The organism is Sphingomonas paeninsulae (genome assembly GCF_003660165.1).
Classification (GTDB): domain Bacteria; phylum Pseudomonadota; class Alphaproteobacteria; order Sphingomonadales; family Sphingomonadaceae; genus Sphingomonas_O; species Sphingomonas_O paeninsulae.
On the sequence record NZ_CP032829.1, the window covers coordinates 443787 to 466937 of the forward strand.

Consider the following 23151-nt stretch of genomic DNA (forward strand, 5'->3'; position numbering starts at 1 on the left):
AGCGATCCTCTATCGAACACTGTTTGATGCAATGGATTGGGCGGGCGAGAGGGATTGCGCGAACCCCTCTGCTGCAAGCGCCTCGAAGCGTCGGTCGAACAAGGTCGCGGCATCGAATTTTGGCTTCTTTGTCTCGTTCGCCATCAGTTCGATGGCGTTGCGCTGGTAAGCAACCGCCCCATCCCAATTAAGCGGAACGTCAATCTCTCCCGTCGCGGCATGGATCAATTGCGCGTCTGTCGGCGACAGTCCCTGCTGCTTTACATAGTATCCCGCCGCAAGCTCATCGGGATGGTTTTGCGCCCATGCCTGAGCGCGGCCCCATAGTTTCGCGAACTGCTTCAACGCGGCAGCTTTGGCGGGATTTTCCAACGTAGAAACGGGCACATAGGCAACGATGGCATCGTCGCGGAATGCCTGATGCCGAAGCAATCGTGCGCCATCGCGGCCGAATTTTTGAAGATAGCGTTCGGCGACAATGCCGTTACCGATTGGTGCCATATCAACCAAATTGCTCGCCAGTGCACTCGTATAAACGTCACCGCCGATGCTCGACGGCAGCTCGACCAGCGTCACGTCGTCTTTCGTCAGGCCAGCAGCGGCCAATGTCTGGAGAACGATCTGTCCCTGTATCTGGCTCGGGCTGAACGCGATGCGCTTTCCACGAAGGTCCGCAAGCGTCCTGATCTCGGACTTCGGCGAAATCCCCAGCACATAAGTTGGAAACTTCAAAGGATCGCGCCGCTGGCGAAATGCGATGATCTTTACCGGAATGCCTACCCAGGCCGCATGAATTGGCGGAACATTCGCACCAAGACCGACGTCGAGCGCGCGGGCATGAAATGCTTCGGTGACATCGGGACCACCGGTGATCTGCACCCATTTAATTGCATAAGGAAGCTGCTTGTCCCAGCCATTATGTTCGATGATCCACTGCGTTACCGGATCACCAACCACCAGCGTCGTACCCGGTGGAATGGTGTCCGGGAGTGACGCGGTCAACGACAATCCTCCACCGCGCACGACCGTCGTGCCTGCGCGATTAGGCGCGGTGGCAAACAGAAAGGCGATACTGGCCGCCACGAAGACGAGCAGACCGATAAACCCCCAGGGCTTTGCCGGCGCAGCGCGCGGCATCAGCCGAGCACGTTGAACAGCTCGCCTTCCAACGGCTGTGAAATGAACCCATCGGCACCGCGCGGCAGGTCGCCCGCAACCGTGATTCTCCGGACCGCGCGTGGCAAATCGAAGTGCGAATAGTCGATCGGGCCAGCGTGCGCGACTGCCTGATTATCCCAGACGACGAGCGACTTCGGCCGCCAATGAAAGCGAACCTGATATTCAGGGCGCGTCACTTCGTAGAACAGCAGATCGAGCAGCGCTTTGCTCTCGGGCTCCTTCAAACCGACAATGTGGCTAATCGTTCCGGGATTGAGAAACAGCAGATTTTCGCCGGTTTCGGGGTGAACACGGACCAGAGGATGGAGTGAGACGAAAGGACCAGTCGAACGACCGTCGCGACGCGGTTTACTGCCGGCCGAATCATAACTGCTGACGCGATGGACGGCCTGCAATCCATCGAGCAAAGATCGGATCGGCGCGGAAAGCCCTTCATACGCGGCGATGAGATTGGCGAACAGTGTGTCGCCACCATAGGGGGGAATCTCGACCCCGTGGAGGATCGAATAGCGGTTCGGGTTGGCGACGAAGGTAATGTCGATGTGCCAGCCCTTGAAGTCGCGCGGTGGTTCGCGACCCGGCGGCGATGCTTCGTTCTTCGATCGCCGCGTGCGGTATTCATCGACTGTCCGCTCCCAGATTTCGGGATGCTCCTCCATGCCTTCCGAAATTGGATGCGCCGGCGTCAGGGGGCCGAATGCACGACCGAAGGCCTTTAACTGGTCGTTGCTGATGTCCTGATCGCGGAAAAAGACGACGCGCCAGTCATGAAGCGCCTTTTGAATATCGGCTGCCACTTCGGGACTGATCGGTTGTCGCAGATCGACCCCCGAAATTTCTGCGCCAATAATCGGCGTAACGGCTTCGACGTTGATATGGCGGTAACTAAAGCGATCGCTCGTTGTCACGGCGCGAAACTGGGCAACATTGCTCATGATAAACTCCCTTTCGTTGCTCAGGCTGCGACGGGCTCGGGCGGGACATTCTTCAGTTGCTCGCTCGGATAGCGCGCGCCCACGGTCGATCCGCGCGTGAATGCGTTTTCCAGTTCCGCGATCGCATCGGCATCGAGGATCAGCTCATTGGCGGCCCAGTTGGATTCGAGGTGTTCGATGTGACGGGTGCCGGGAATCGGGACCACATTCTTTGAAATCACCCATGCAAGACTGACCTGCGCAATGCTGGCACCCAATCGCTTTGCCACGGCCTCAATCGTTTCGCGACGTTTGCTGTTTGCGGCAACCGCATCGGCGGTAAATCGCGGATGAACGTGACGGCGATCGTTCGGATCGGTGACTTCGGCACCTGCCAGAAAGCCACGGCCCAGCGGGCTATAGGCAACGAACCCGATACCCAGTTCGCGGGTAGTCGGAAGAATTTCGACTTCGACGTCGCGGGTCCACAGTGAATATTCGCTCTGTAAAGCCGTCAGCGGATAAGCTGCGTGTGCGCGGCGAATTCCGTCCGCCGTTGCTTCAGATACACCGACGCCACCGATTTTCCCTTCATCGGCAAGACGGCCAAGTTCACCAATCGACTCTTCAATCGGAATGTCTGCATCGACACGATGAAGGTAGTAGAGATCGATCTTGTCGACTCCCAACCGTCGCAAGCTGGCCTCGACGGCATCCCGCGGATTAATCGCATCGACCCGATCGCCGCCATTGGGCCGGTGAACGAATTTGCTGGCGATAATGACCTGGCCCCGCCGGTCCGCGATGGCCTTGCCTAACAATTCCTCATTATGGCCGTTGCCATAGCCGGTTGCCGTATCGAAAAATGTGATGCCGATTTCAATGGCACGATGAATGGTCTTTATCGAACCCGCATCATCGGCCTGACCGTAAACATGGGACAGCCCCATCGCGCCGAAACCCTGCTTGCTGATTTCGAATTTTCCGAGCTTGGGCATTATGTACTCCTGCCGTGTGACGGCCTGCGATGGCCGGTTTCGTCACTAAGACTGCTCCGCTCACGCAGAACTGCGAACACAGAAAATCTTTAGGTAAGCGCAGAATCTATACCAGATTGATATGATATTAATGCGGGGGGGCCACCTGAAATCCTTTCGCCTTAGCCCTGATTCAAAATGGCATATTTTTTGCAGGTTTATCAGTGATGTGATAAATCTAAATCTCAGATCCCGGTCGCCAAGCCGTAGAAAATCTTTGCTGCACAGCAGAATGAAGCGACTCAATTCATATTGACTTGATATGAATTAAACTGGAGCCTTGATCGTCGGATTTACGATCCCGACCACATCCAATGACTGGCGTGATCGGGCAAGCCCGGCAGCGACCCAACACTGAATCTAGGGGTTTAATAATGAAGAGTTCATATCGTCGTGCGCTGCTCCTTTCATCGATATTAGGGGTTGCTGCGATGGGACAACCTGCACTGGCCGCTACAGCCGTTGCACCGGCGGATACCGCATCGACTGGGGCGAGCGACGACAGTTCATCAGGGGCAAGCAGCGAAGAAATCACGGTGACCGCGCGCCGCACTGCCGAACGCGCGCAGGACGTTCCGATCGCGCTTTCGGTTATTTCGGGCGCGAATCTGGAACGGACGGGCGGCTACACACTGACCGACGTTCAGTTTCAGACGCCAAGCCTGACATCATACAACTCGAACCCGCGAAATTCATCGATCGGCATTCGCGGCATCGGCGTTTCATCGGCATCGGACGGCCTCGACACCTCGGTCGGGGTCTATATCGACAACGTCTATCTTGGTCGCCCCGGCATGGCGCTCTCCGATCTTATCGACGTCGAGCGCGTAGAAGTGCTGCGCGGCCCACAGGGGACATTGTTTGGTCGCAATAACTCGGCCGGCGTTCTCAACATCACGACACGGAAACCCGAATTCACTTTTGGCGTCACCGCCGAACTGTCTGGTGGAAATTATAATTACAATCAGGAACGTATCAGTATCACCGGTCCGTTGATCGACGGTTTGCTCGCTTTTCGCGCTACCGGATTCAACACCCATCGCGACGGGGTTTTGACCAATACAAAAACCGGCATCGCCGCAAATAGCGTCGGTCGAAGCGGCGGACGTCTCCAACTGCTTGCGACACCGACGAGCAAGCTGACCTTGCGGTTGGTGGCCGATTATTCGGTCGAAGACGATACCTGCTGCGTCAATTCCACAAAGCTTGTGCTCCCCGCCTCTACATCAACAGCAACGGCCCGCACGCTCAGCGCACTGGCGACACTCGGCTATGTTCCCACACGCAATCTGAATGCGACACAGAATAACGCTCCGCAAAACATGCTCACCGATCAGAAAGGCGTCTCGCTACAGGCCGACTGGGATCTCGGATTTGCCACTCTAACGTCTGTTACAGCGTGGAAATACTGGCATTTCCACCCGCTACAGGACAGCGACGGCACGCCACTGGATATCATTCAGGTGAACGTCGCCCAGACCAAGGACGATCAGTATTCGCAGGAATTTCGACTGGCGTCTCAACCGGGTCGCTTCAACTGGCAGATCGGCGGTTATCTGTTTCACCAAAGGTTGAAGGATCACTTCATCCTTAACCAGTTCGGTTATGACGCCAGCGCGTTTTATACCACCTACCTGCGGCTCGCCAATCCCGCTGCACCGGCCGTCAATATCGCAACAGGATCGCAATATCTGGATGACGTCGACACTACGGTGGATAGCATCGCGGCTTTCGGTCAGGCGAATTTTGCCGTCACCGATCGCCTGACACTGACCGGCGGCCTTCGTTATACCCATGACAAACGGTCGGGCACATCCGACACATCGACTGTCGGCACCCCTTACGCCGCCACCTCTATACCGTTCCACTACGACGTCTCGGTGACTGGCAATAACCTCTCCTACCTGTTGAGTGCTTCTTACAAAATTGCCAACGATGTGCTATTTTATGCTTCATATTCAACGGGATATAAGGGCTCTGGCCTCAATCTTAACTCAGCCGTTTCCGCCGGAACACCGCTCGTCCTTGCACCCGAAAAGGTAAAAAACTGGGAGGTCGGCCTGAAGCAGCAATATTTCGGCCGCCGCCTCACCCTAAATCTCAGCGCGTTTTCCACCGACCTTTCGGGGTTGCAGGCCAATATCGTGCCCACCAATGGCAATCGCTCCTACCTCGCCAATGTCGGTGATGTCCGCTCCCGCGGGATCGAGGTTGATGGCTCCCTGCGCGTTTCGGAACACCTGACCCTGTCGGCAAACGGTTCGTTCAACGACGCCAAATATACCAAATACACCAACGCCCCCTGCCCCGTCGGTGTAACCGGCACTTGCGACCTGACAGGCCGACCACTGTTTCAGGCACCAAAATGGGTCGGCAACGGGACAATCGACTATCACACCGAACTTGCCAACGGCATCCGCCCCTATGCGCTTGCCCAATATAGCTATCGTTCGAGTGTGTTCGGCACAGCGGACGATGGCCCATACAGTCGGATTCCAGGATATGGCGTCGCAAACTTCCGCGTCGGGGCATCGTTCAAGGATGGCCGCTACGACCTGTCCGCCTGGGTCAGCAACGCATTCGACAAAAAGTATTTCCAGAATTTGTCCACAACAGCAATCGTTGGGGCCGCCGCATTTGCGTATGCTGGACAATTGGGAACACCAAGGACAGCGGGTGCCACATTGCGGGTAACCTTCTGATGGCAAGCGGCCCGAACAACACTTCCGAATTTCTCTGGTATATTCCAAATGAGGTCGAGGCCGGTCATCGTGGGGACGCCCTGGACGACAAACACAACAGCCTCGAAACTCTAACCAACCATGCCAAATCATTGGAGGAGCATGGCTGGAAAGGCGCTCTCATCGGAACCGGCTGGGGACGGCCCGACACCTTCACGGTCGCCACAGCGCTCGCCACCCGAACCACGACCTTCGAACCACTGATTGCGATCCGTCCAGGTTACTGGCGACCCGCCAACTTCGCATCGGCCGCTGCAACGCTCGACGCACTGACGGGTGGCCGCGTGCGAATCAACATCGTGTCGGGTCAGGACAATCTGGCGGCATACGGCGATAGTGAGGGGGATCAGGCCCACCGCTATGCACGGACCAGAGAATTCATGCGGACGGTCCGCCGCCTGTGGACCGAGGAAAATGTCTCAACAGTGGGAGAACATTTTCAGGTCACAGGATCGACCGTCATGCCCCGCCTGCACGAACATAATGGTCGTCGGCACCCAAAGCTTTATTTCGGCGGCGCATCGGAAGCGGCCGAGCGTGTCTCCGCCACCGAAGCCGACGTCCAGCTATTTTGGGGCGAGCCTCTGGATGGCGTTCAGGAACGGATCGAACGGCTAAAATCGTTGAGCAAGGAACTGGACCGCGACCTTGCTCCACTGGAATTTGGGTTGCGGATCACGACGCTCGTGCGCGACACCACCGAGCAAGCGTGGGCGGACGCCGAGGCCAAGGTCGCCGAAATGGCCCAAAAAGCCGACAATAGTGGTCGCAAGGATTATCACCGAAACGGCGTCGCAACCGGGCAACAGCGGCTGCTCGATCTCCATTCCCGTGGTGAGGTTCTGGACGAAAACCTGTACACAGCACCGGGCAAATATGGCGGTGGCGGAGCGGGCACGACATGGCTGGTTGGCTCGGCAGAAGACGTGGCCCGTTCCTTACGCAAATACGAGGCACTGGGCATCACGCATTTCGTACTTTCGGACACACCCTATCTCTCTGAAATCAAGAGGCAGGGCGACCAGTTGCTTCCCTTGTTACGCGCAGGCGCAGGATAAATCAGCTCGACCGCAGCCACTTGCTCTTCTGGAAGTGCATGTCAGTCAGGGTTGGAAATGCCAGTGTGGAAATGCAGAGCGCACCGCTATAGGTGGGCAGCGCATATTTAGGCAATTCAGGCAGACACATGGCCCGTAAACATTCGAAACATGATCCCTACGAAGAGTTGCATCGCGCGGAGCAGGCTCCTGCTGTAGCACCACCCTGCTGGCTCTGTAGTCGGCCCACTGGCAAGACCATTGTCTGGCACCATCCCGTGCCCAAGAGTAGGGGCGGACGCGATGTCGTCCCCATGCACTCCATTTGTCAGCAGACGCTGATCGCCAATTTCACCAACTCCGAACTCCAGCGCAATGGGATGGATGTAGAGAATCTGCTGGCCAACCCCGCCGTGCGCAAATTTGTCGATTGGGTCGCCAATAAAGATCCCGATTTCACCGCAACCATCGCAAAGAAGCCACGCTGACTATCACGCTATTTCGATCGGATAGTGAGGATAGTTCATATTTTCACGCAATAGAACGGCCGGAATTTATCTTTTCTGCCCGACTATTTACTGCAGAGTGACGGGGCGAACTGATGGCACTCCCTAGTTTCCGTCGGCGTCGACCATGAAAACCATAGGCTTGCCTCGCGACGCTGGTTCCCATCCGGCCAGTAAAGCCGCACGAACGCCCCGCGAGACAATTGCATCGTTCATTTGCAGGCGTCCCCGCGGCAATCCTTTCAACAGGCGTTTCGGCGGGGGAATTCCAGTAACGCCCCACGCTGCATATCTTGTTGCAGCAACGAAACCGTCATGCCTTTCCAGCCATCGGCATCACTCCATTGCGGCTCTCGTTGGAGTTGCCACTCATATTTAAGGCCGTCGATATCGACGAGACCGGCAAGGCTGCGAATGTTAAGCATGTCGTCAGGCGTAGCACGCTTATGATCGCAAGCCACCCCTTCGAGCCTTTGTCGCCCGCACCCTCAATCAGCATAGACAAGGTCGAACTGCGATGGCGGTGGCAAGCTTTGGATGACCAGTTCAGCAGCGATAGCAAGTGTGGCCACAAACAAATGCTTCAGGGCGGCCGCCTGGCGGCAAACACCCGTTTGTGGTCACCCGGTGAACGGCATAGTTTGGTGGATAAGAGACCGTCTCCTATTGATTTGAATTTGGGAAAAGCGGCCGCTTGGCTCCATTCTCCACCAGATTCGCCAGGTCTAAGTGGTGGAAACGGCGACGCTGGTACCGCCGATAGTGGACACATCGGAGTGGCTGCCACCGACTACGATGGGACAACATATTGTTATGAAAAAAAGTAAAAGGAGGCGGTTATGCGTACTAAATTCATAGTCTTATTCACCTCTTTTATGACAGTTTCGTGCAATAACTATAACCATGATGTTTATATGAGTAAGGACAATGCACTATACGTCTCCTCGCTGAATGCACTTAAGCAATTAGACCCCGCTTATGTTAAGAATGCGAATGGTAATTCGCGTGGAATCTGGATTGATGGTAAGTACAATCAATGTGTACTATTTACCACTTTGGGAAGTCAGATAATCGAAGGTCCTTCAAGAGCGCTATGTTTCAGCCAAAAGACTGGAGAGTTTGTCGGTCGTATATAATGACAATATCGCCTAACTCCCCGCGACATGCTGTCGTGGCGAATATAAGTGCCATCCCCATAGCCCGTTTCATGCCGCCCCATTTTTGGGCACAACTCATTCTACCCGAGGCAACCGATAGCATTGATCCGTTAATTTGCTGGCGCTGACGCCAAACACATGTTTGTCGTCACCCTCTCTCGGTAGAAAGCTCCAAATCGCACTTCCTCAGGCACAATTCTCCAAAAGTGTACGACAAACCCTGCCGTCTTGATAAAATGTACGACAACCTCTTTTTCGGGGTTTGTCGTCAGGCTCCAGTTCGCGAGCCCAACGGCTGCGGTCTATCTCCCTCTGTTAAAAACAGCCGGGCCATAGTCCTCTCCCAACTCATCATCACCCGGTGACATGCAATCCGACCAATATCGCCGCAAACACAAGATAGAGCAGCCCCATTGCCGCAAGCAGCTTGCGCGATAGGACGCCTCGCCGAAACGCAATGAACATGATCCCCACCGCGATCGCCGTCGCGCCGGCCGCCACCAAAAGCGGCGTGCCAAGCATCCACGGCGTGAAGAACAAGCCGAGCGCAGTTGGCACGGTCGCCTGAATCATCATCGACCCAGAGATATTGGCAAGGGCCAACCGATGTTTACCCTGTCGAACCCAGATGATCGCGTTCATGGTTTCGGGCAGTTCGGTCGCGATTGGACTGAGGAGAAGCGCGAGCAATTGGGGTTTCAGGCCGAGTGCCGGACCAAGGTCTTCGAGTTGCGAAACAAACACGCGTGACGCAATAAAGATCACGACCAGCGCCATCAGCGTCTGGGCGATCGCCCATGCTGTGCTTGGGTTTTCGGTATGGGGTTGAATCTTGAGCGGCTCAAGCTCGCCTTCTTCGTCGTCGCCGGGGCCGGTCATCTCCTGTCGGACATACAGGCCATAGGCGACCAGGAACAGGACACCGAACCACGGCTTCCACGCGAACAGAACCAGACCGAGCGCGATTTTCGCCGCAAAAAGGACCAAAAACCAACCCTGATCGCGGCTCAACCGTCGGAATTCGTCTCTAATAGCGGCCGTGTTCGGCAAGTGCCTTCGGGTCGCAATCAAGACAATGCCGACCGTTGCATAAGCGATTGTGGACAAGGCCAGTGGCCCACCAAGGGCTGCGCCGACACCAAGGTCTTTCGACGCCGCAGTCGCACCGAATGCGACGGCCACCAACGTCACCACGCTTTCGGGCAACGCCGTTCCGAACGCGGCCAATATGGTTCCGGTGGCTTTCTGTCCCACGGCAAGGCGCTGGCCGACCCACTCCACACCGTTCACGAAAAACTCGCAGGCCAGATAGATAGTAATTGCCGAGCCTAACAGCAGGCCGATCGTCAACCAGATCGAATGCATTCGAAAATCCTCAGGGGTCGGCGGCGAACACACGGATCCATACACGTGCCCGACCCCATCGAACACCTGCCGATCCATGGTCTCGCCGAACCATAAGGTCATCTGCACCACGGCCAAGGCCGAGTATGTTGACGCAGATCCCGCTGAAGATGCGGGTGGCTACTCCCCAAGAAGCCCGAACGCTATGCTGCGAACGGCATTTCGGGTCAAGCCTGCCCGATCACGCTGGTGCCGTCTCTTACTCTATCGCAGTGAAGGCGAGTACGACCGACGTGCCGCCATCGGCACTTTGCCCGATATTCAATGCGCCGCCATATGTACTCATGATCCGTTCCACGATGGCGAGCCCCAGTCCGGCGCTATCGCTTCGTGAGTTATCGGCGCGCCAATATCGTTTGCGGGCATTCGACCTTTGATCGGCGGCGATGCCCGGACCATCGTCGGCAACTTCAAGCGACCCGGAAGGTGCAACCGACACAACGATCCGCGTGCCAACCGGTGTATGACGAATGGCATTGTCGATCAGATTGCCGAGCGCGATCTCTATGATCCCGAGCGGTATTCGAATGGCGATGACGCCGGCCGTACCTGCATCGAACGAGATCGAACGGCCACTGTTGAGCACAATTGGCGCGTAAAGTTCGACGGTCACCCTCGCCGCGTCGACCAGATCGCTTGTCGTGGACGAGCGTTCGGCGTTTTCAAGCGAAGCCAGTGCCAGCAACTGGTCGATAACGCGCGCCGCCCGTTTGACGCCGATCAGCAATTGCGCCTTCAATTGATCATCGGCCACTTCGGCGCGCAGGGCAATCAGGGCCAGTGGCGTGCGCAACTCATGGGCCACATTGCTGACAAATTCGCTTTGGCTGAGATAGGCGTATTCGAGACGGTCGAGCGCGCGATTGGTGGCCCTGGCGAGTGGCTGCGCCTCAGCAGGCAAACCCTCGATCGTAAGCCTTTGGTCCAATCTACCCGGCCCTATAAGATCCGCCTCCCGCGACACTCTGGCAATCGCTCGCGTGCCTTGCCGTGCCACGAAAGCGGTCAGCAAAAGCAGGCTGAGGATCGTCAAAGGGACAAGCCAGACCAATCGGGATAGGAAAAAGGCGATCACGTCATCGACGATCACTTCCGGATTGCGATTGTCCTGCGCGATCACCACCCATGCTCTGGGTAATGACCCCGCCGCCGGTAATAAATTACCGATCGGCATGATCAGGATGTTCAGTGATTTGTGATGGAAGGAGGACTCTTTGTCCGTACGCTCCATGCGAATGGCGGCAGGTGGCAGCGCGCGCGCGCTGCTGGCGACAAGAACACCCTTGTCATCAAATACGCCAAAGGTTCGGCTGCCTTGTTTGGCGTCAAAGGATATTCCCATATGTGCGCCCGGACGCAACTCTATGCCGTGGTCGTTGCGGACAAGCGCCGCCGCAACACGGCTCGCATCGCGGTGCAGGCGGCCATTCACGAAATCATCAGCGGTCTGTCGCAGCAGAAAGGACAAACCAAAGGTCAGCGCCAGGGCGATGGCGAGGATAACCAGCGACTGGGCCAGTATAATCTGCCCGTACAGCGAACGCGGCTTCCTTATCATCGCAGCCGTTTCAGGATGTAACCGATACCACGCACCGTCTGCAGTTCCACGTCGAGCGACCGGCTTTTCAGTTTTTGCCGAATGCGATGCACATAGACCTCGACCGCATTTGAACCGAGCGTATCGCCGGACCCGAAAAGCTGGTCTTCAAGAACACGCTTGGGCGTCACATGCTCGCTGCGGCGAAGCAATATTTCCAGCAATTCGGTTTCACGGATCGACATCGAGATTTGCTCGCCACAGATCGTCAGTTCGCGGGTTTCGGTGTCGAGCGACAGATCACCGATGCCGATGCGGCGATCGACATAGCCACCCTGCCGCCGGAGGACCGCTTCGACTCTTGCATGAAGCTCATCGAACAGAAACGGCTTCACGATAAAGTCGTCCGCACCCGATCTCAGGCCCTCCAGACGCGTCGGCGCGTCGCTGCGCGCTGTCAATATGATAACCGGTTCCACCTGCCCCCGCGAACGCATCCGCTTAATCACGCTCAATCCGCTTTCATCGGGCAAACCTAGGTCAAGCACGATCAGCGAATAGCTCGTCGTCGCCACCATTTGCAGCGTATCGCCCGCCGACTTTGCGTGATCGCAATGAATATCATGCCGCTCGAACGCCGCCATAAGCGCGTCGGCAAGTTCGGCGTCGTCCTCGACAATTAGCAAGCGCATGACGAACAATAATCCAATCCAGCCTGCCCGGGCTGTGCGGTCTTGTCCTTACACAGACCTTACAGGTTTGATCGGACAGCACAGATATCAGAAGCCGTAAGGCTGTTGTCAGTTAGCCGACATAATCCCTGTCCTGCAACGCGGACCACACGCGTTTCTGAACGAGGAAAGGCGACGATGATGAGAGTGCAGTCAGCTCAGCAAATGCTTCCCAGCCACCTCTTAACGCCGTCCGGAGACACCAGCTCACTCATGGAACATGATGTCCCAAAGCTCGAACCTCACACTGATCATGTTCAGTACACGGCCTTCCGGCCCTATAGTGCCCGGTTGATGCCCTCGGAAAACGCCCCGCACACGATGCGCTGGTGGCGTCCGTTGTACGCCCTGATCACAACGCCCTTCGGTCTGGGGGTAGCATCGTTTCTGCTCGCGAGTGGGGTTCTCCTGCGCTGAACATGCCCACGCGCCTGATCTTGCAGGCCAGACCATATCTTAGATTTCGAGCGAACGCGGCTCGGAATTGAATAGCGCAAGCGACCCGCGCGCCACCTCATTCAGACACCACTCCAGCAAATTTCCCAACCAAAGGTTTTACCGTGGCCATTAAGAGTATCCGCAAACGTCTTTTCCTTTCTCCGGCAATTGTGACGGGAATGACGCTCTTCTCCGGCACAGCCTGGGCGGACTGCGTAGCCGACACGACGGGACAGACGGTAAGCTGTACCTCCAGTTCAACAGGTTATTCTACCTCTGCCCCCGGTGTTGCGGTTACCGTTACCAATGGGGCATCGGTAACCGGGAGCGGCTTGCAGGCAGTCGGGGCCAACAGTTCGGTCGATACTCTCGGCACCATCAATACCGGCTCTGGCACGACGGCCGTTTCGCTCGGCGGCAACGGGACGATAACAGAGGAAGCGGCAGCATCCGGCGCGATCACAGGAAATATTCTGTTCGGCGCAGCAACGGGTGCTCAGGTTAATACGGTCAATAATCTCAGTACGACGAACGGAATCGCCGGTTTAATCACGTCCGTCGGAAACACGACAATCAACAATTCCGGCCTCGTGAGCGGCGGCATCGTCGAAACGACGGCCAGCGGCGCCGACACGGTCAATATAATAAATTCCACCGGTGCGACGATTACCGGCGCCATTACGACCTCCGATACGACCAACCTGATGAATACCGGCACGATCACCGGGACTACCACGACGACGGCTCCTTTAACCATCACCAACAATGTTGGCGGCGTTATCACCGGGAGCATCACCGGCACCACGCCGGCGGTGGGCTCCGGATTTCTTTCCGTACTCAATAACGGAGCGATTACCGGCGATATCATAGAGACGGCGGGAAGCACGGCTGGATCGGTCACGGTCAACAATAACAGCGGCGCAACGCTCACCGGCAACATCACGACGGCAGACGCAACGAATTTCACAAACGCTGGCACTTACGCCGGTATTATCACCAACACATCCATCGTTCCGGGCAGCGTAAACAACAGCGGCACCATGACGCTTTCGGGCATTATGACAGGAACCCTGACCAACAGCGGAACTCTGACGGTCGGAACAACCGCCAGCCCCGCCGCACCGGCCCTGCTCACCATCAATGGCAGTTATTCGCAGACGGGCGTGCTCAATGTTCCGATGCTTTCGTCGGCCGTCGCCGGCACCGGATACGGCCAGATTCACACTACGGGTACGGCGGCTCTGGCTGGAACGATCAACGTTACGCCGGTTCAGGGATTTTACCCGACCGGCAGCACCTATAATATCGTTCTCGCCGATCAGGGTATCACCAATAATGGCGTTACCGTGAATGGCGTTACGACGGTGTCACCGTTCCTGACCTTCACATCCAATGGCGTGGTAACAGTCTCTGGCGCGCAACAGGCTTTGCAGATCGCGGCAACACGGACCGCCACCTACATATCGGTACTGGCACCAACCGCTACCGCCAATCAGCTCGCCGTTGCAGGCGGAGCCCAGACTGCGGCAAGCGGTGGCTTTCAGAACCTCGTGAATACAGCCAATGTTGCGCCCACCGGCGATGCTGCGGTCCTTGTAGGCGGCGTGGACTTTATGACCGTCGCACAGGCGCAGACGTTCTTCGATCAGGTTAGTCCGCAGGGCTATGGCGCTTATGTCACAGCATTGCAGGATCAGGGAAATCTGTTCAGCCGCCAGATCAACATGCGCCTCGATACGCTTGGCATAACAAAGGATGCTACGCCGGGTCTGTGGCTGACACCTTATTTCCAGCGCGGTAAAGCGGGCGGCAACACCTATGGCAGCGGCGAGACTATCTTTGGTATTCAGGGCGGCGTGGACGTCGGCAATGAATTTGCGCACGGCGGAATGTCCGTCGGATATTCAAAGGCCAATGTCGATTATAATGTCGGCAACCTCACTGGTTCTGACAGCAGTCTTCAGGTGGGTGCCTATGGTGGCATTACGCTGAAACGCTTCAATGCCGATCTCCAGATCGACTATATTCACGGTTCAGTTTCAGCCAGCAAGTCAATTGCTCTTGGAGCTACGTCAAGGACAGCAACCGCCGATACGAGCGCCAATCTCTTTAAGGCTGTTGCTACGCTGGGCTATAATTTTGGTGGCGAAAGTAACCGGATACAGCCCTTCGTCGGCTTCGATTTCAACAAGGGTAAAATCAATGGCTTTACCGAAGGCGGGGCCAACAGCGCGGATCTGACCGTCGATGGGTTGAACGCAGACCGTCAGGATGTGCTGGTTGGATTCGACTATGCCCGCATGACAGGATCGGTCCGCCCCTATCTGCATCTGGCCTATCGTTATAATTTGCTCAATCCTAACACGCAGATCACCGCGATGTTCAACGCCGATCCGACCACCAGTTTCACCGTTACCGACCTTGTACCATCGCGTTCAGAAGAAGACGCGAATGCCGGGGTCCGGTTTCAGGCGGACGATTGGGGCTCATACCTCTTTGTCGGCTATCAGGGAACAATTCGCAGCGGCCTGACCAGTCACGGTGTCAACGCTGGCGTATTGGTGGCATTCTAAACGTCTATTCCAGACCGGTGTATCATTGCCGCAACTGCGCTTGATTCCAGATGACGTTTGTTTTTCCCGCCGTTCGGCCGTCGTTCAGCGTCATATGCCGTATTGATTCAAGGCGACCGTTCATTGCTTATTGAACGGCAAGTTTTAACGCGGTCCCTATCATGATTACAAAAGTCGTAGTTAGATCGGATTTACGACTACGGCCAATATGACGGCCGAGTGCGGGAGACTATATGGCGACTGACGGCGTGAGCGATCAAAACGAGCTTATGGAAGCCGATGGCCACGGTCGTCGCCTGTCGCCAAGGGCAAAGTCCCTCAGTTGGATCGCTGGCATAATCGGCCTGATCCTGCTGGTCGGTTTTGCGTATTTCCTGTCGCATAAAGGCTCAGCGACGGGTCCGAAAAGCGGTGCCGGTCGGGGCGGCGGCAGCCGGGGAGCCGGCGGCATGAATCAGCCGACGACCGTTGGGACTGCAAAAGCGGTAAGCGCCGACCTGCCAATTCTGGTCGAAGCACTTGGCACGGTGACCCCGGCGGCAACGGTTACCGTCCGACCGCAAGTTTCGGGCACGATTACCCAGATACTTTACACCGAGGGTCAGTTGGTTAAGCGCGGTCAGGCAATCGCGATCATCGACCCCCGCCCCTATAGCGCGGTATTGCTTCAGGCGCAGGGCGCGCTGATCCGCGACCGTGCACAGCTTGAAAACGCGCGGGTGCAACTTCAGCGTTACGACACATTGTTGAAACAGGATTCGATTGCGCGTCAGGACAGGGATACTCAGGCGGCGCTCGTTCATCAGCTTCAGGGAACGATCGTGCTCGATCAGGGTGCCGTTCAACAGGCGCAGATCAACGTGGGCTTTACCAAAATCGTATCACCGGTCACCGGGCGCGTCGGCTTGAGGGTGATAGATGTCGGCAACTATATCGCTGCCGGGGATGCCAACGGCGTCGCTGTCGTTACCACATTGCAGCCCATCGACGTCGAATTCGCAGTACCGCAGCAAAAAGCACCTTCGATCCAGAAGCGCATCGCTCAGGGTGCGACCATTGCTGCGATTGCGCTCGACAGCACACGCACGCAGCAACTCGATTCAGGACGATTCTCAACGCTCGACAACCGGGTCGATCCCACGACCGGCACCATCAAAGGCAAAGCGAGATTTGCGAACGCGGGCAACCAGCTCTACCCGAGCCAGTTCGTCAACGTGCGTTTGACGGTGGACACGATCAGCAATGTCGTAACAGTTCCGCCATCAGCGGTCCGCTCCGGTCCCGACGGCAGCTTCGTCTGGCTTCTCAAGGGAGACCGCAGCGTCACGGAACGTAAGGTTACGACCGGCATATCCGATAACGACAAAATGCAGATCACCAATGGTCTTGCCATCGGGGAAACGATCATAACCGACGGCGGCGATCGATTGACCGAAGGCGCAAAGGTTACGCTTCCCGGCGATAAACCAGCGACCGGAGCGGGCGGTGCCGGCAAGGGCAAGCACCGCCGCGCCGCACAGGGCGGCTGACAACCGTCATGGGCCCGTCACGCATTTTTATCCTGCGGCCAGTTGCGACTGCGCTGTTCATGGTCGCGATCGTTCTGGCCGGGTTGGTCGGCTTTCGGATGCTGTCGCTCTCTGCCCTGCCAGAGGTTGATTACCCCACGATACAGGTGACGACGCTTTATCCGGGGGGCAGCCCGGAGGTGATGAGCCAGACGGTCACCGCGCCGCTGGAGCGCCAGTTCGGCCAGATGCCGGGCCTGTCGCGCATGGAGTCCACCAGTTCGTCCGGTGCATCGGTAATTACACTCCAATTCACGCTGAGCGAAGGGCTCGACGTTGCAGAACAGGAAGTTCAGGCTGCCATCAACGCGTCACAGGCGCTGTTACCCGCCGACCTGCCCGCCCCGCCTCTATATGCAAAGATCAACCCTGCCGACGCGCCGATCCTGACGCTGGCAATCACGTCCAAAACGATTCCGCTCACTCAGGTCCAGTCCATCGTGGACACACGACTGGCACAGAAGATCAGCCAGATTTCGGGTGTGGGACTCGTTGGCCTTGCCGGTGGGCAGAAACCGGCGATGCGTATTCAGGCCGATACTCAGGCACTGTCGAGTTACAATCTGTCACTCGCCCAGCTTCGCACGGCGATCGACAATGCGAATTCGAACTCGGCAAAGGGCAGCTTCGATGGCCCGAACCGTTCATATCAGATCAACGCCAACGACCAGCTTGAGAGCGTCGACGATTACAAAAACCTGATTGTCACTTTCCAGAACAACGCCCCGGTGCGGTTGAAGGATGTTACGCAGGTTACGCAGGGTGCGGAAAACGCACGGCTGGCCGCGCTCGCCAATGACACACCTGCCATCATCCTGAATGTTCAGCGCCAGCCGGGGGCCAACGTCATCGCGACGACCGACGCGATCAAGGCCGAATTGCCAGAGCTTTTGAAAAGCCTGCCTGCGGGGCTTAACGCAACTGTCCTTGCCGACCGCACAACCGGAATCCGCAGTTCGGTTCACGATGTCGAATTCGAACTCGTCCTTGCCGTCGTGCTGGTGGTCATGGTGATCTTTTTCTTCCTGCACTCGGCGCGAGCTACGCTCGTTGCAGGACTGGCCGTGCCGATCAGCCTGATCGGCACGTTCGGCGTCATGTATTTGCTGAACTACAGCCTCGATAACTTGTCGCTGATGGCGTTGACGATCGCGACCGGATTCGTGGTCGATGACGCCATCGTGATGATCGAGAATATCCAGCGGCACATCGAGGATGGGATAAAACCGTTCGATGCGGCGCTTCGCGGTGCGCAGGAAATCGGCTTTACCATCATATCGCTGACCATTTCATTGATCGCAGTGCTGATTCCGCTGCTATTTATGGGCGACATCGTGGGCCGTCTTTTCCGCGAATTTGCGGTCACTCTGGCGGTAACGATCCTGATTTCGGCCGTCGTATCGCTGACGCTGACCCCGATGCTGTCGGCCCGCTGGCTGAAGTCTCCCGGCGAAGAAAAGCAAAGCCGGGTCGCAAAACGCTCTGCCGCCGCCTTCGCGTGGGTCGAACATCACTATGAACGCGGGCTTGATTTCGTCCTGGCCCGCCGTTTTGCGACGCTCGTGGTGGCCGTCACGACACTGGCCCTTACCGTGTTGATATACCTTATTATTCCCAAAGGACTCTTTCCAACACAGGACACCGGCCAACTCCAGGCTCGCATTATCGCCAGCACTGGTGTGTCCTACGATCGCATGGCCGAATTGCAGACACAGGCTGCGCGGATCATTTTGAAGGACGATGATGTCGAAACCCTGTCGTCCTATGTCGGCGTCGACGGATCAAGCAACGCTTCGCTGAACACCGGAACGATGCTCATCAATCTGAAGCCGAGTCACACCAATCAAGCCAAACTGATGACTCGGCTAAAACAAGCGGTCGATCAGATCCCCGGTCTGACCCTCTATCTCCAACCCACTCAGGATTTGACGATCGACGCCGAAAGCGGCCCGACGCAATATCGTTTTTCGGTGCAGGGTTCGAACACCGCCGACGTCGTCTCCGAAACAAAACGCATAACAGCCGCGCTTCAACCCGTGACCAAAATCGCCAACGTCTCCACCGACGCAGGAGCGATGGGAGCGGCTGCATTTATCAACATAGATCGTGACACGGCCGCGCGGCTGAACATCACTGCGTCGAGTGTGGACGATACGCTTTATTCCGCATTCGGTCAGCGGATCGTGTCCACGATCTTTACAGAAACCACGCAATACCGGGTCATCCTCGAAGCGGCACCGGGTCTTGTCACCGATCCGCAATCGCTTGGGCTTCTCCATCTCCCTGCATCCGGCGGCGCTACGCCATTGAACGCCGTGGCGCGCATTACCGAGGGGCAATCGCCACTCTCGGTGAACCATGTCGGACAGTTTCCGTCGGCCACGGTAAACTTCGATACTGCGTCGGGCGTGTCGCTCGGCACTGCGACTGGAGCTATCCAGAAAGTCGTCGACGGCTTGCAGTTAAAGCGCGGCGTTACGATCACGTTTCTGGGTGCAGCGGGAACCTTTGCCAATTCACTGAACAATCAGTTGTGGTTGATCCTTGCCGCGATCGTTTGCGTCTACATCGTCCTTGGGGTGCTGTACGAAAGCTTCATTCACCCGATTACGATCCTGTCGACGTTGCCGTCCGCAGCTCTCGGCGCGCTTTTTGCCCTGTGGGTGACGGGCCATGATCTCGACATCATCGGCATCATCGGCATCGTCTTGCTGATTGGTATCGTGAAGAAGAACGCTATCATGATGATAGATTTTGCGATTGCCGCCGAACGCGATGAGGGGCTTACTCCTGTCGCGGCGATTCGACAGGCGGCGCTGTTGCGGTTCCGGCCGATCCTGATGACAACACTCGCTGCCTTGTTTGCCGCCGTTCCACTGATGGCAGGGTTTGGCGAAGGTGCGGAATTGCGCCGTCCGCTCGGCATCGCGATCTTCGGCGGGCTGCTGGTTAGTCAGTTGCTGACGATGTTCACAACCCCGATCATCTATTTATATTTCGATCGCGCTCAGCAGCATTTCGCCAAACGGGGGTGGGGCGCTGGGCCTGCCTCCGCCGTTGGACCGGAAGCCGAGGCTTGAATCTCTCGGCGCCCTTTATCCAGCGGCCAGTCGGAACCGTCCTACTGACGATAGGGCTCGCTCTGGCCGGGATAGCGGGGTTCTTTTCGCTCGCGGTTGCCCCCCTGCCCCAAGTCGATTTTCCAACGATCAGCGTTTCGGCCAGTCTGGCCGGTGCCAGTCCCGACGTGATGGCGCAAAGCGTCGCCACACCGCTTGAGCGGCGATTATCCGCAATCTCGGGCGTGACCGAGATGACTTCGCAAAGTTCGCTGGGATCGACCCGGATCACGCTTCAGTTCGATCTCTCGAAGAGCATCGATGGTGCCGCGCGTGAGGTACAGGCGGCGATCAACGCGGCACGCGTCGATCTGCCCGCTACGCTCAAACAGAACCCCACTTACCGAAAAGTCAATCCGGCCAACCAGCCGGTCATCACGCTCGCGCTGACCTCCGACACGCGCACGCCAGGTCAGGTTTACGACGCGGTTTCGAACATCATTCAGCAGCGGATGCTCCAGATTCCAGGTGTCGGTGACGTCGAGCTTGGCGGAGGATCGCTGCCGGCCGTTCGCGTCGATATCAATCCCTATCAGTTGAACAGCTATGGTATTTCCATGGAGGACGTTCGCGCCGCGATCGAGGCCGCCAACGCCAATCGTCCAAAGGGTCTGGTACAGGGCGTCAACGGGCGGTCATGGCAGATTTACACCAATGAGCCGGGCCGGGTTGCCGCCGATTATCGCGTCCTGGTTGTTGCATGGCGCAATGACGCTGCCGTGCGGTTGGAAGACATTGCGACCGTCAGCGACGGCGTGGCCGACACGCGAACGATGGGCCTGTTCAACAGCAAGCGGGCGATTATCGTCAATATCACCCAGCAGCCCGGTGCCAATCTGATTGAAATGGCCGATGCCATTCAGGCCGAATTACCGGGCATCCGCGCGCAAATCCCGCCGACATCAAAGTCGCGGTGGCGATGGACCGAACGAGTTCGATCCGGGCATCGATCAAGGAGATCGAGATCACGGTCCTGATCGCGCTCATTCTGGTGGTGCTGGTTGTGTTTGCATTTTTGCGCGACTTGCGTTCCACCATGATTCCGGCTGTCGCGACCATCGTTTCGCTACTCGGCACGTTCGGCGTGATGTATTTGCTCGGCTTCAGTCTCGACAATCTGTCGCTGATGGCAATTACGGTCGCCACAGGCTTTGTCGTCGATGATGCTATCGTGGTGCTGGAAAACACGACGCGCCATCTGGAAGCGGGAATGGGACGTGTCGAAGCAGCGCTGAAAGGTGCGTCCGAGGTTGGTTTCACCGTATTGTCGATGTCGGTAAGTCTGGTGGCCGTTTTCATTCCGCTGCTTTTCATGGGCGGAATTATCGGCAGGCTCTTTCGGGAGTTCGCGGTCACACTATCGATTGCTGTTCTCATCAGCCTTGTCCTCTCACTAACGACCACGCCGATGCTTTGCGCATGGTTCCTTCGTGCCAAAGCTCCCGAGGACGAACGTCAACCGGGGCGGCTCTCAAGGAACCTCGAGCGCGTCTATGTCCGGGCCGAGCGGACCTATGCGAAATCGCTCGACTGGGCGCTCGCCATGAAGCCGCTGGTCCTGCTGTTACTGGCCTGTGTGATAGCACTCACCGGCTATCTGTACATCGTCGTTCCAAAGGGGTTCTTCCCGCAGCAGGAATCGCCGTTACTGATGGCGGGCGTTCGCGCCGACGAAAGTGTTTCCTTCCAGTCCATGCAGCAAAAGCTGCAACAGGTCGTCGGCATCATCAAGAGCGATCATGCGGTCCAGAGCGTTGTCGGCTTTACCGGGGGCACCCGAGCAGGTGGCGCGTTCATGATGGTGGCACTGAAGCCGGTCAATCAACGGCATGGGCAGACCAGTAGCGTCATCATTCAGCGGCTTCAGAAACACCTTCAGCCGGTGAAGGGGATCAGGTTGTTCCTGAACCCCGTGCAGGATTTGCGGATCGGCGGCCGACAGGGCAACTCCACCTATCAATACACGCTGATGGCCGACAATACCGCCAATCTGAAACTCTGGTCTCAAAAGCTAACCGATGCGCTCAACGATAGCCCCGTGCTGCGCAACGTCGACAGTGATCTTGCCGAAAACGGCGTCGAAAGTTTCATCACGATCGATAAGGATGCAGCAGCGCGAGTGGGCATTGCACCGGGCGATATCGACAATGCGCTTTACGATGCGTTCGGACAGCGTAACGTCGCGACTATTTATGAAGATATCAACCAGTATAGCGTGATCCTCGGGTGGAATCAGAACGCAACCGTGGGACCAGCCAACCTTCAGGACGTGCGTATTCCGGCCGGTGCCCCCTCGGTTAATACGCCGACGACAACATCTACGACCCCTGCGACGGAAACGACCACGGCTGCTGCGGCTGGGGCTGCGGCGATCTCGACCAACCCGGCATTGCGCGCGCCATCAACCGGGTCGGCGCTGGCGACGTCCGCGCACAACATGGTGCCGCTGAATGCGATCACGTCTTATGCTCAGAAAGCCACCGCTGCGAGCGTCAACCATCAGGGGACCGAAGTTTCCGCGACTGTCTCCTTCGACTTGGCGCCCGGCAAATCATTGTCCGATGCCACGATCGCAATCGAACAGGCTGAACGGCAGATCGCGTTGCCAAACACCGTCCACGGCGCATTTTCGGGAACTGCGCTAACGTATCAACAACAGCAAGGATCGCAGCCGCTGCTCATTCTCGCGGCGATCGTTACGATCTATATCGTGCTGGGTATATTGTATGAGAGTCTGATCCACCCGTTGACGGTGCTTTCCACGCTTCCTTCTGCGGGGATTGGAGCAGTGATTGCGCTGATGATCTTTGGCATGGATTTCTCGATCATCGCGCTGATCGGAGTCTTTCTGTTGCTCGGTATCGTGAAAAAGAACGCGATTCTGATAATCGACTTTGCAATCCATGCGCAGCGGACGCGTGGGATTTCAGCCGAAGCCGCAGCACGGGAGGCCAGTCTGATGCGTTTCCGACCGATCCTGATGACAACAATTGCGGCGGGTCTTGGCGCACTGCCTCTCGCCATCGGCTTTGGCGAAGGAGCTGAGCTGCGCCGTCCGCTCGGCATTGCCATCATTGGCGGCCTTATCGCAAGCCAGTTGCTTACACTTATCACCACACCTGTCGTCTATGTCGTTCTTGACGGACTCGCGCGTCGTCGCGAACGCCGGGTGGCAGCAAGACGCGTTCGCGAGCTTCCTGTATGACCAGC

At 57.1% G+C, this 23151-nt stretch carries 12 protein-coding genes, 2 pseudogenes and 1 riboswitch; of the genes and pseudogenes, 7 read left to right on the forward strand and 7 right to left on the reverse strand.

Annotated elements, in window-relative coordinates:
- Positions 1-9: 9 nt before the first annotated feature.
- The 3 genes from D3Y57_RS07525 to D3Y57_RS07535 are packed head-to-tail and all read right to left on the reverse strand — an operon-like array spanning position 10 to position 3091.
- On the reverse strand, positions 10-1137 hold the full coding sequence (locus D3Y57_RS07525; protein WP_121152476.1) for an ABC transporter substrate-binding protein: 1128 nt from the start codon (positions 1135-1137) through the stop codon (positions 10-12).
- Positions 1137-2114, reverse strand: coding sequence for a TauD/TfdA dioxygenase family protein (locus tag D3Y57_RS07530; RefSeq protein ID WP_121152477.1), 978 nt, complete (start codon positions 2112-2114; stop codon positions 1137-1139). Before D3Y57_RS07530 ends, D3Y57_RS07525 begins: the two co-directional genes overlap by 1 nt.
- A 20-nt stretch (positions 2115-2134) precedes the next feature.
- Complete coding sequence (locus tag D3Y57_RS07535) at positions 2135-3091, reverse strand: aldo/keto reductase (protein WP_121152478.1); 957 nt, start codon at positions 3089-3091, stop codon at positions 2135-2137.
- A 413-nt stretch (positions 3092-3504) separates the two neighbouring features.
- On the opposite strand from D3Y57_RS07535, the gene D3Y57_RS07540 reads away from it, so the two are divergent.
- The 3 genes from D3Y57_RS07540 to D3Y57_RS07550 all read left to right on the forward strand — a co-directional run bounded on the left by D3Y57_RS07540 (position 3505) and on the right by D3Y57_RS07550 (position 7396).
- Positions 3505-5832, forward strand: coding sequence for a TonB-dependent receptor (locus D3Y57_RS07540; protein ID WP_162987034.1), 2328 nt, complete (start codon positions 3505-3507; stop codon positions 5830-5832).
- The gene (locus tag D3Y57_RS07545) at positions 5832-6929 is read left to right on the forward strand and encodes an LLM class flavin-dependent oxidoreductase (protein ID WP_121152480.1); all 1098 of its coding nucleotides are present in this window, start codon (positions 5832-5834) and stop codon (positions 6927-6929) included. Before D3Y57_RS07540 ends, D3Y57_RS07545 begins: the two co-directional genes overlap by 1 nt.
- Positions 6930-7057: 128 nt before the next feature.
- The gene (locus D3Y57_RS07550) at positions 7058-7396 is read left to right on the forward strand and encodes a hypothetical protein (protein WP_121152481.1); all 339 of its coding nucleotides are present in this window, start codon (positions 7058-7060) and stop codon (positions 7394-7396) included.
- A 123-nt stretch (positions 7397-7519) separates the two neighbouring features.
- On the opposite strand, the pseudogene D3Y57_RS07555 reads toward D3Y57_RS07550, so the two are convergent.
- The 4 genes and pseudogenes from D3Y57_RS07555 to D3Y57_RS07570 all read right to left on the reverse strand — a co-directional run bounded on the left by D3Y57_RS07555 (position 7520) and on the right by D3Y57_RS07570 (position 12204).
- Positions 7520-7839, reverse strand: a pseudogene (locus tag D3Y57_RS07555) (hypothetical protein).
- A gap of 1086 nt (positions 7840-8925) precedes the next feature.
- Entirely contained in the window at positions 8926-9936 is a 1011-nt protein-coding gene (locus D3Y57_RS07560; protein ID WP_121155589.1) for a sodium:calcium antiporter, read from the reverse strand.
- A gap of 5 nt (positions 9937-9941) precedes the next feature.
- A riboswitch (yybP-ykoY riboswitch) is annotated at positions 9942-10116 on the reverse strand.
- 58 nt (positions 10117-10174) lie between these two features.
- Positions 10175-11533 carry a sensor histidine kinase gene (locus tag D3Y57_RS07565; protein ID WP_121152482.1) on the reverse strand — a complete coding sequence of 453 codons (1359 nt, stop codon included), beginning with the start codon at positions 11531-11533 and terminating at the stop codon, positions 10175-10177.
- Positions 11530-12204, reverse strand: coding sequence for a response regulator (locus D3Y57_RS07570; RefSeq protein WP_121152483.1), 675 nt, complete (start codon positions 12202-12204; stop codon positions 11530-11532). Before D3Y57_RS07570 ends, D3Y57_RS07565 begins: the two co-directional genes overlap by 4 nt.
- A gap of 599 nt (positions 12205-12803) precedes the next feature.
- Here D3Y57_RS07570 and D3Y57_RS07580 point away from each other — a divergent pair.
- The 4 genes and pseudogenes from D3Y57_RS07580 to D3Y57_RS07595 all read left to right on the forward strand — a co-directional run bounded on the left by D3Y57_RS07580 (position 12804) and on the right by D3Y57_RS07595 (position 23146).
- Entirely contained in the window at positions 12804-15254 is a 2451-nt protein-coding gene (locus D3Y57_RS07580; protein WP_162987035.1) for an autotransporter outer membrane beta-barrel domain-containing protein, read from the forward strand.
- A 233-nt stretch (positions 15255-15487) separates the two neighbouring features.
- On the forward strand, positions 15488-16783 hold the full coding sequence (locus D3Y57_RS07585) for an efflux RND transporter periplasmic adaptor subunit (RefSeq protein ID WP_121152486.1): 1296 nt from the start codon (positions 15488-15490) through the stop codon (positions 16781-16783).
- 8 nt (positions 16784-16791) lie between these two features.
- The gene (locus D3Y57_RS07590; RefSeq protein ID WP_121152487.1) at positions 16792-19902 is read left to right on the forward strand and encodes an efflux RND transporter permease subunit; all 3111 of its coding nucleotides are present in this window, start codon (positions 16792-16794) and stop codon (positions 19900-19902) included.
- Positions 19854-23146, forward strand: a pseudogene (locus tag D3Y57_RS07595) (efflux RND transporter permease subunit). Before D3Y57_RS07590 ends, D3Y57_RS07595 begins: the two are co-directional and overlap by 49 nt.
- The last annotated feature ends 5 nt before the right edge of the window (positions 23147-23151 follow it).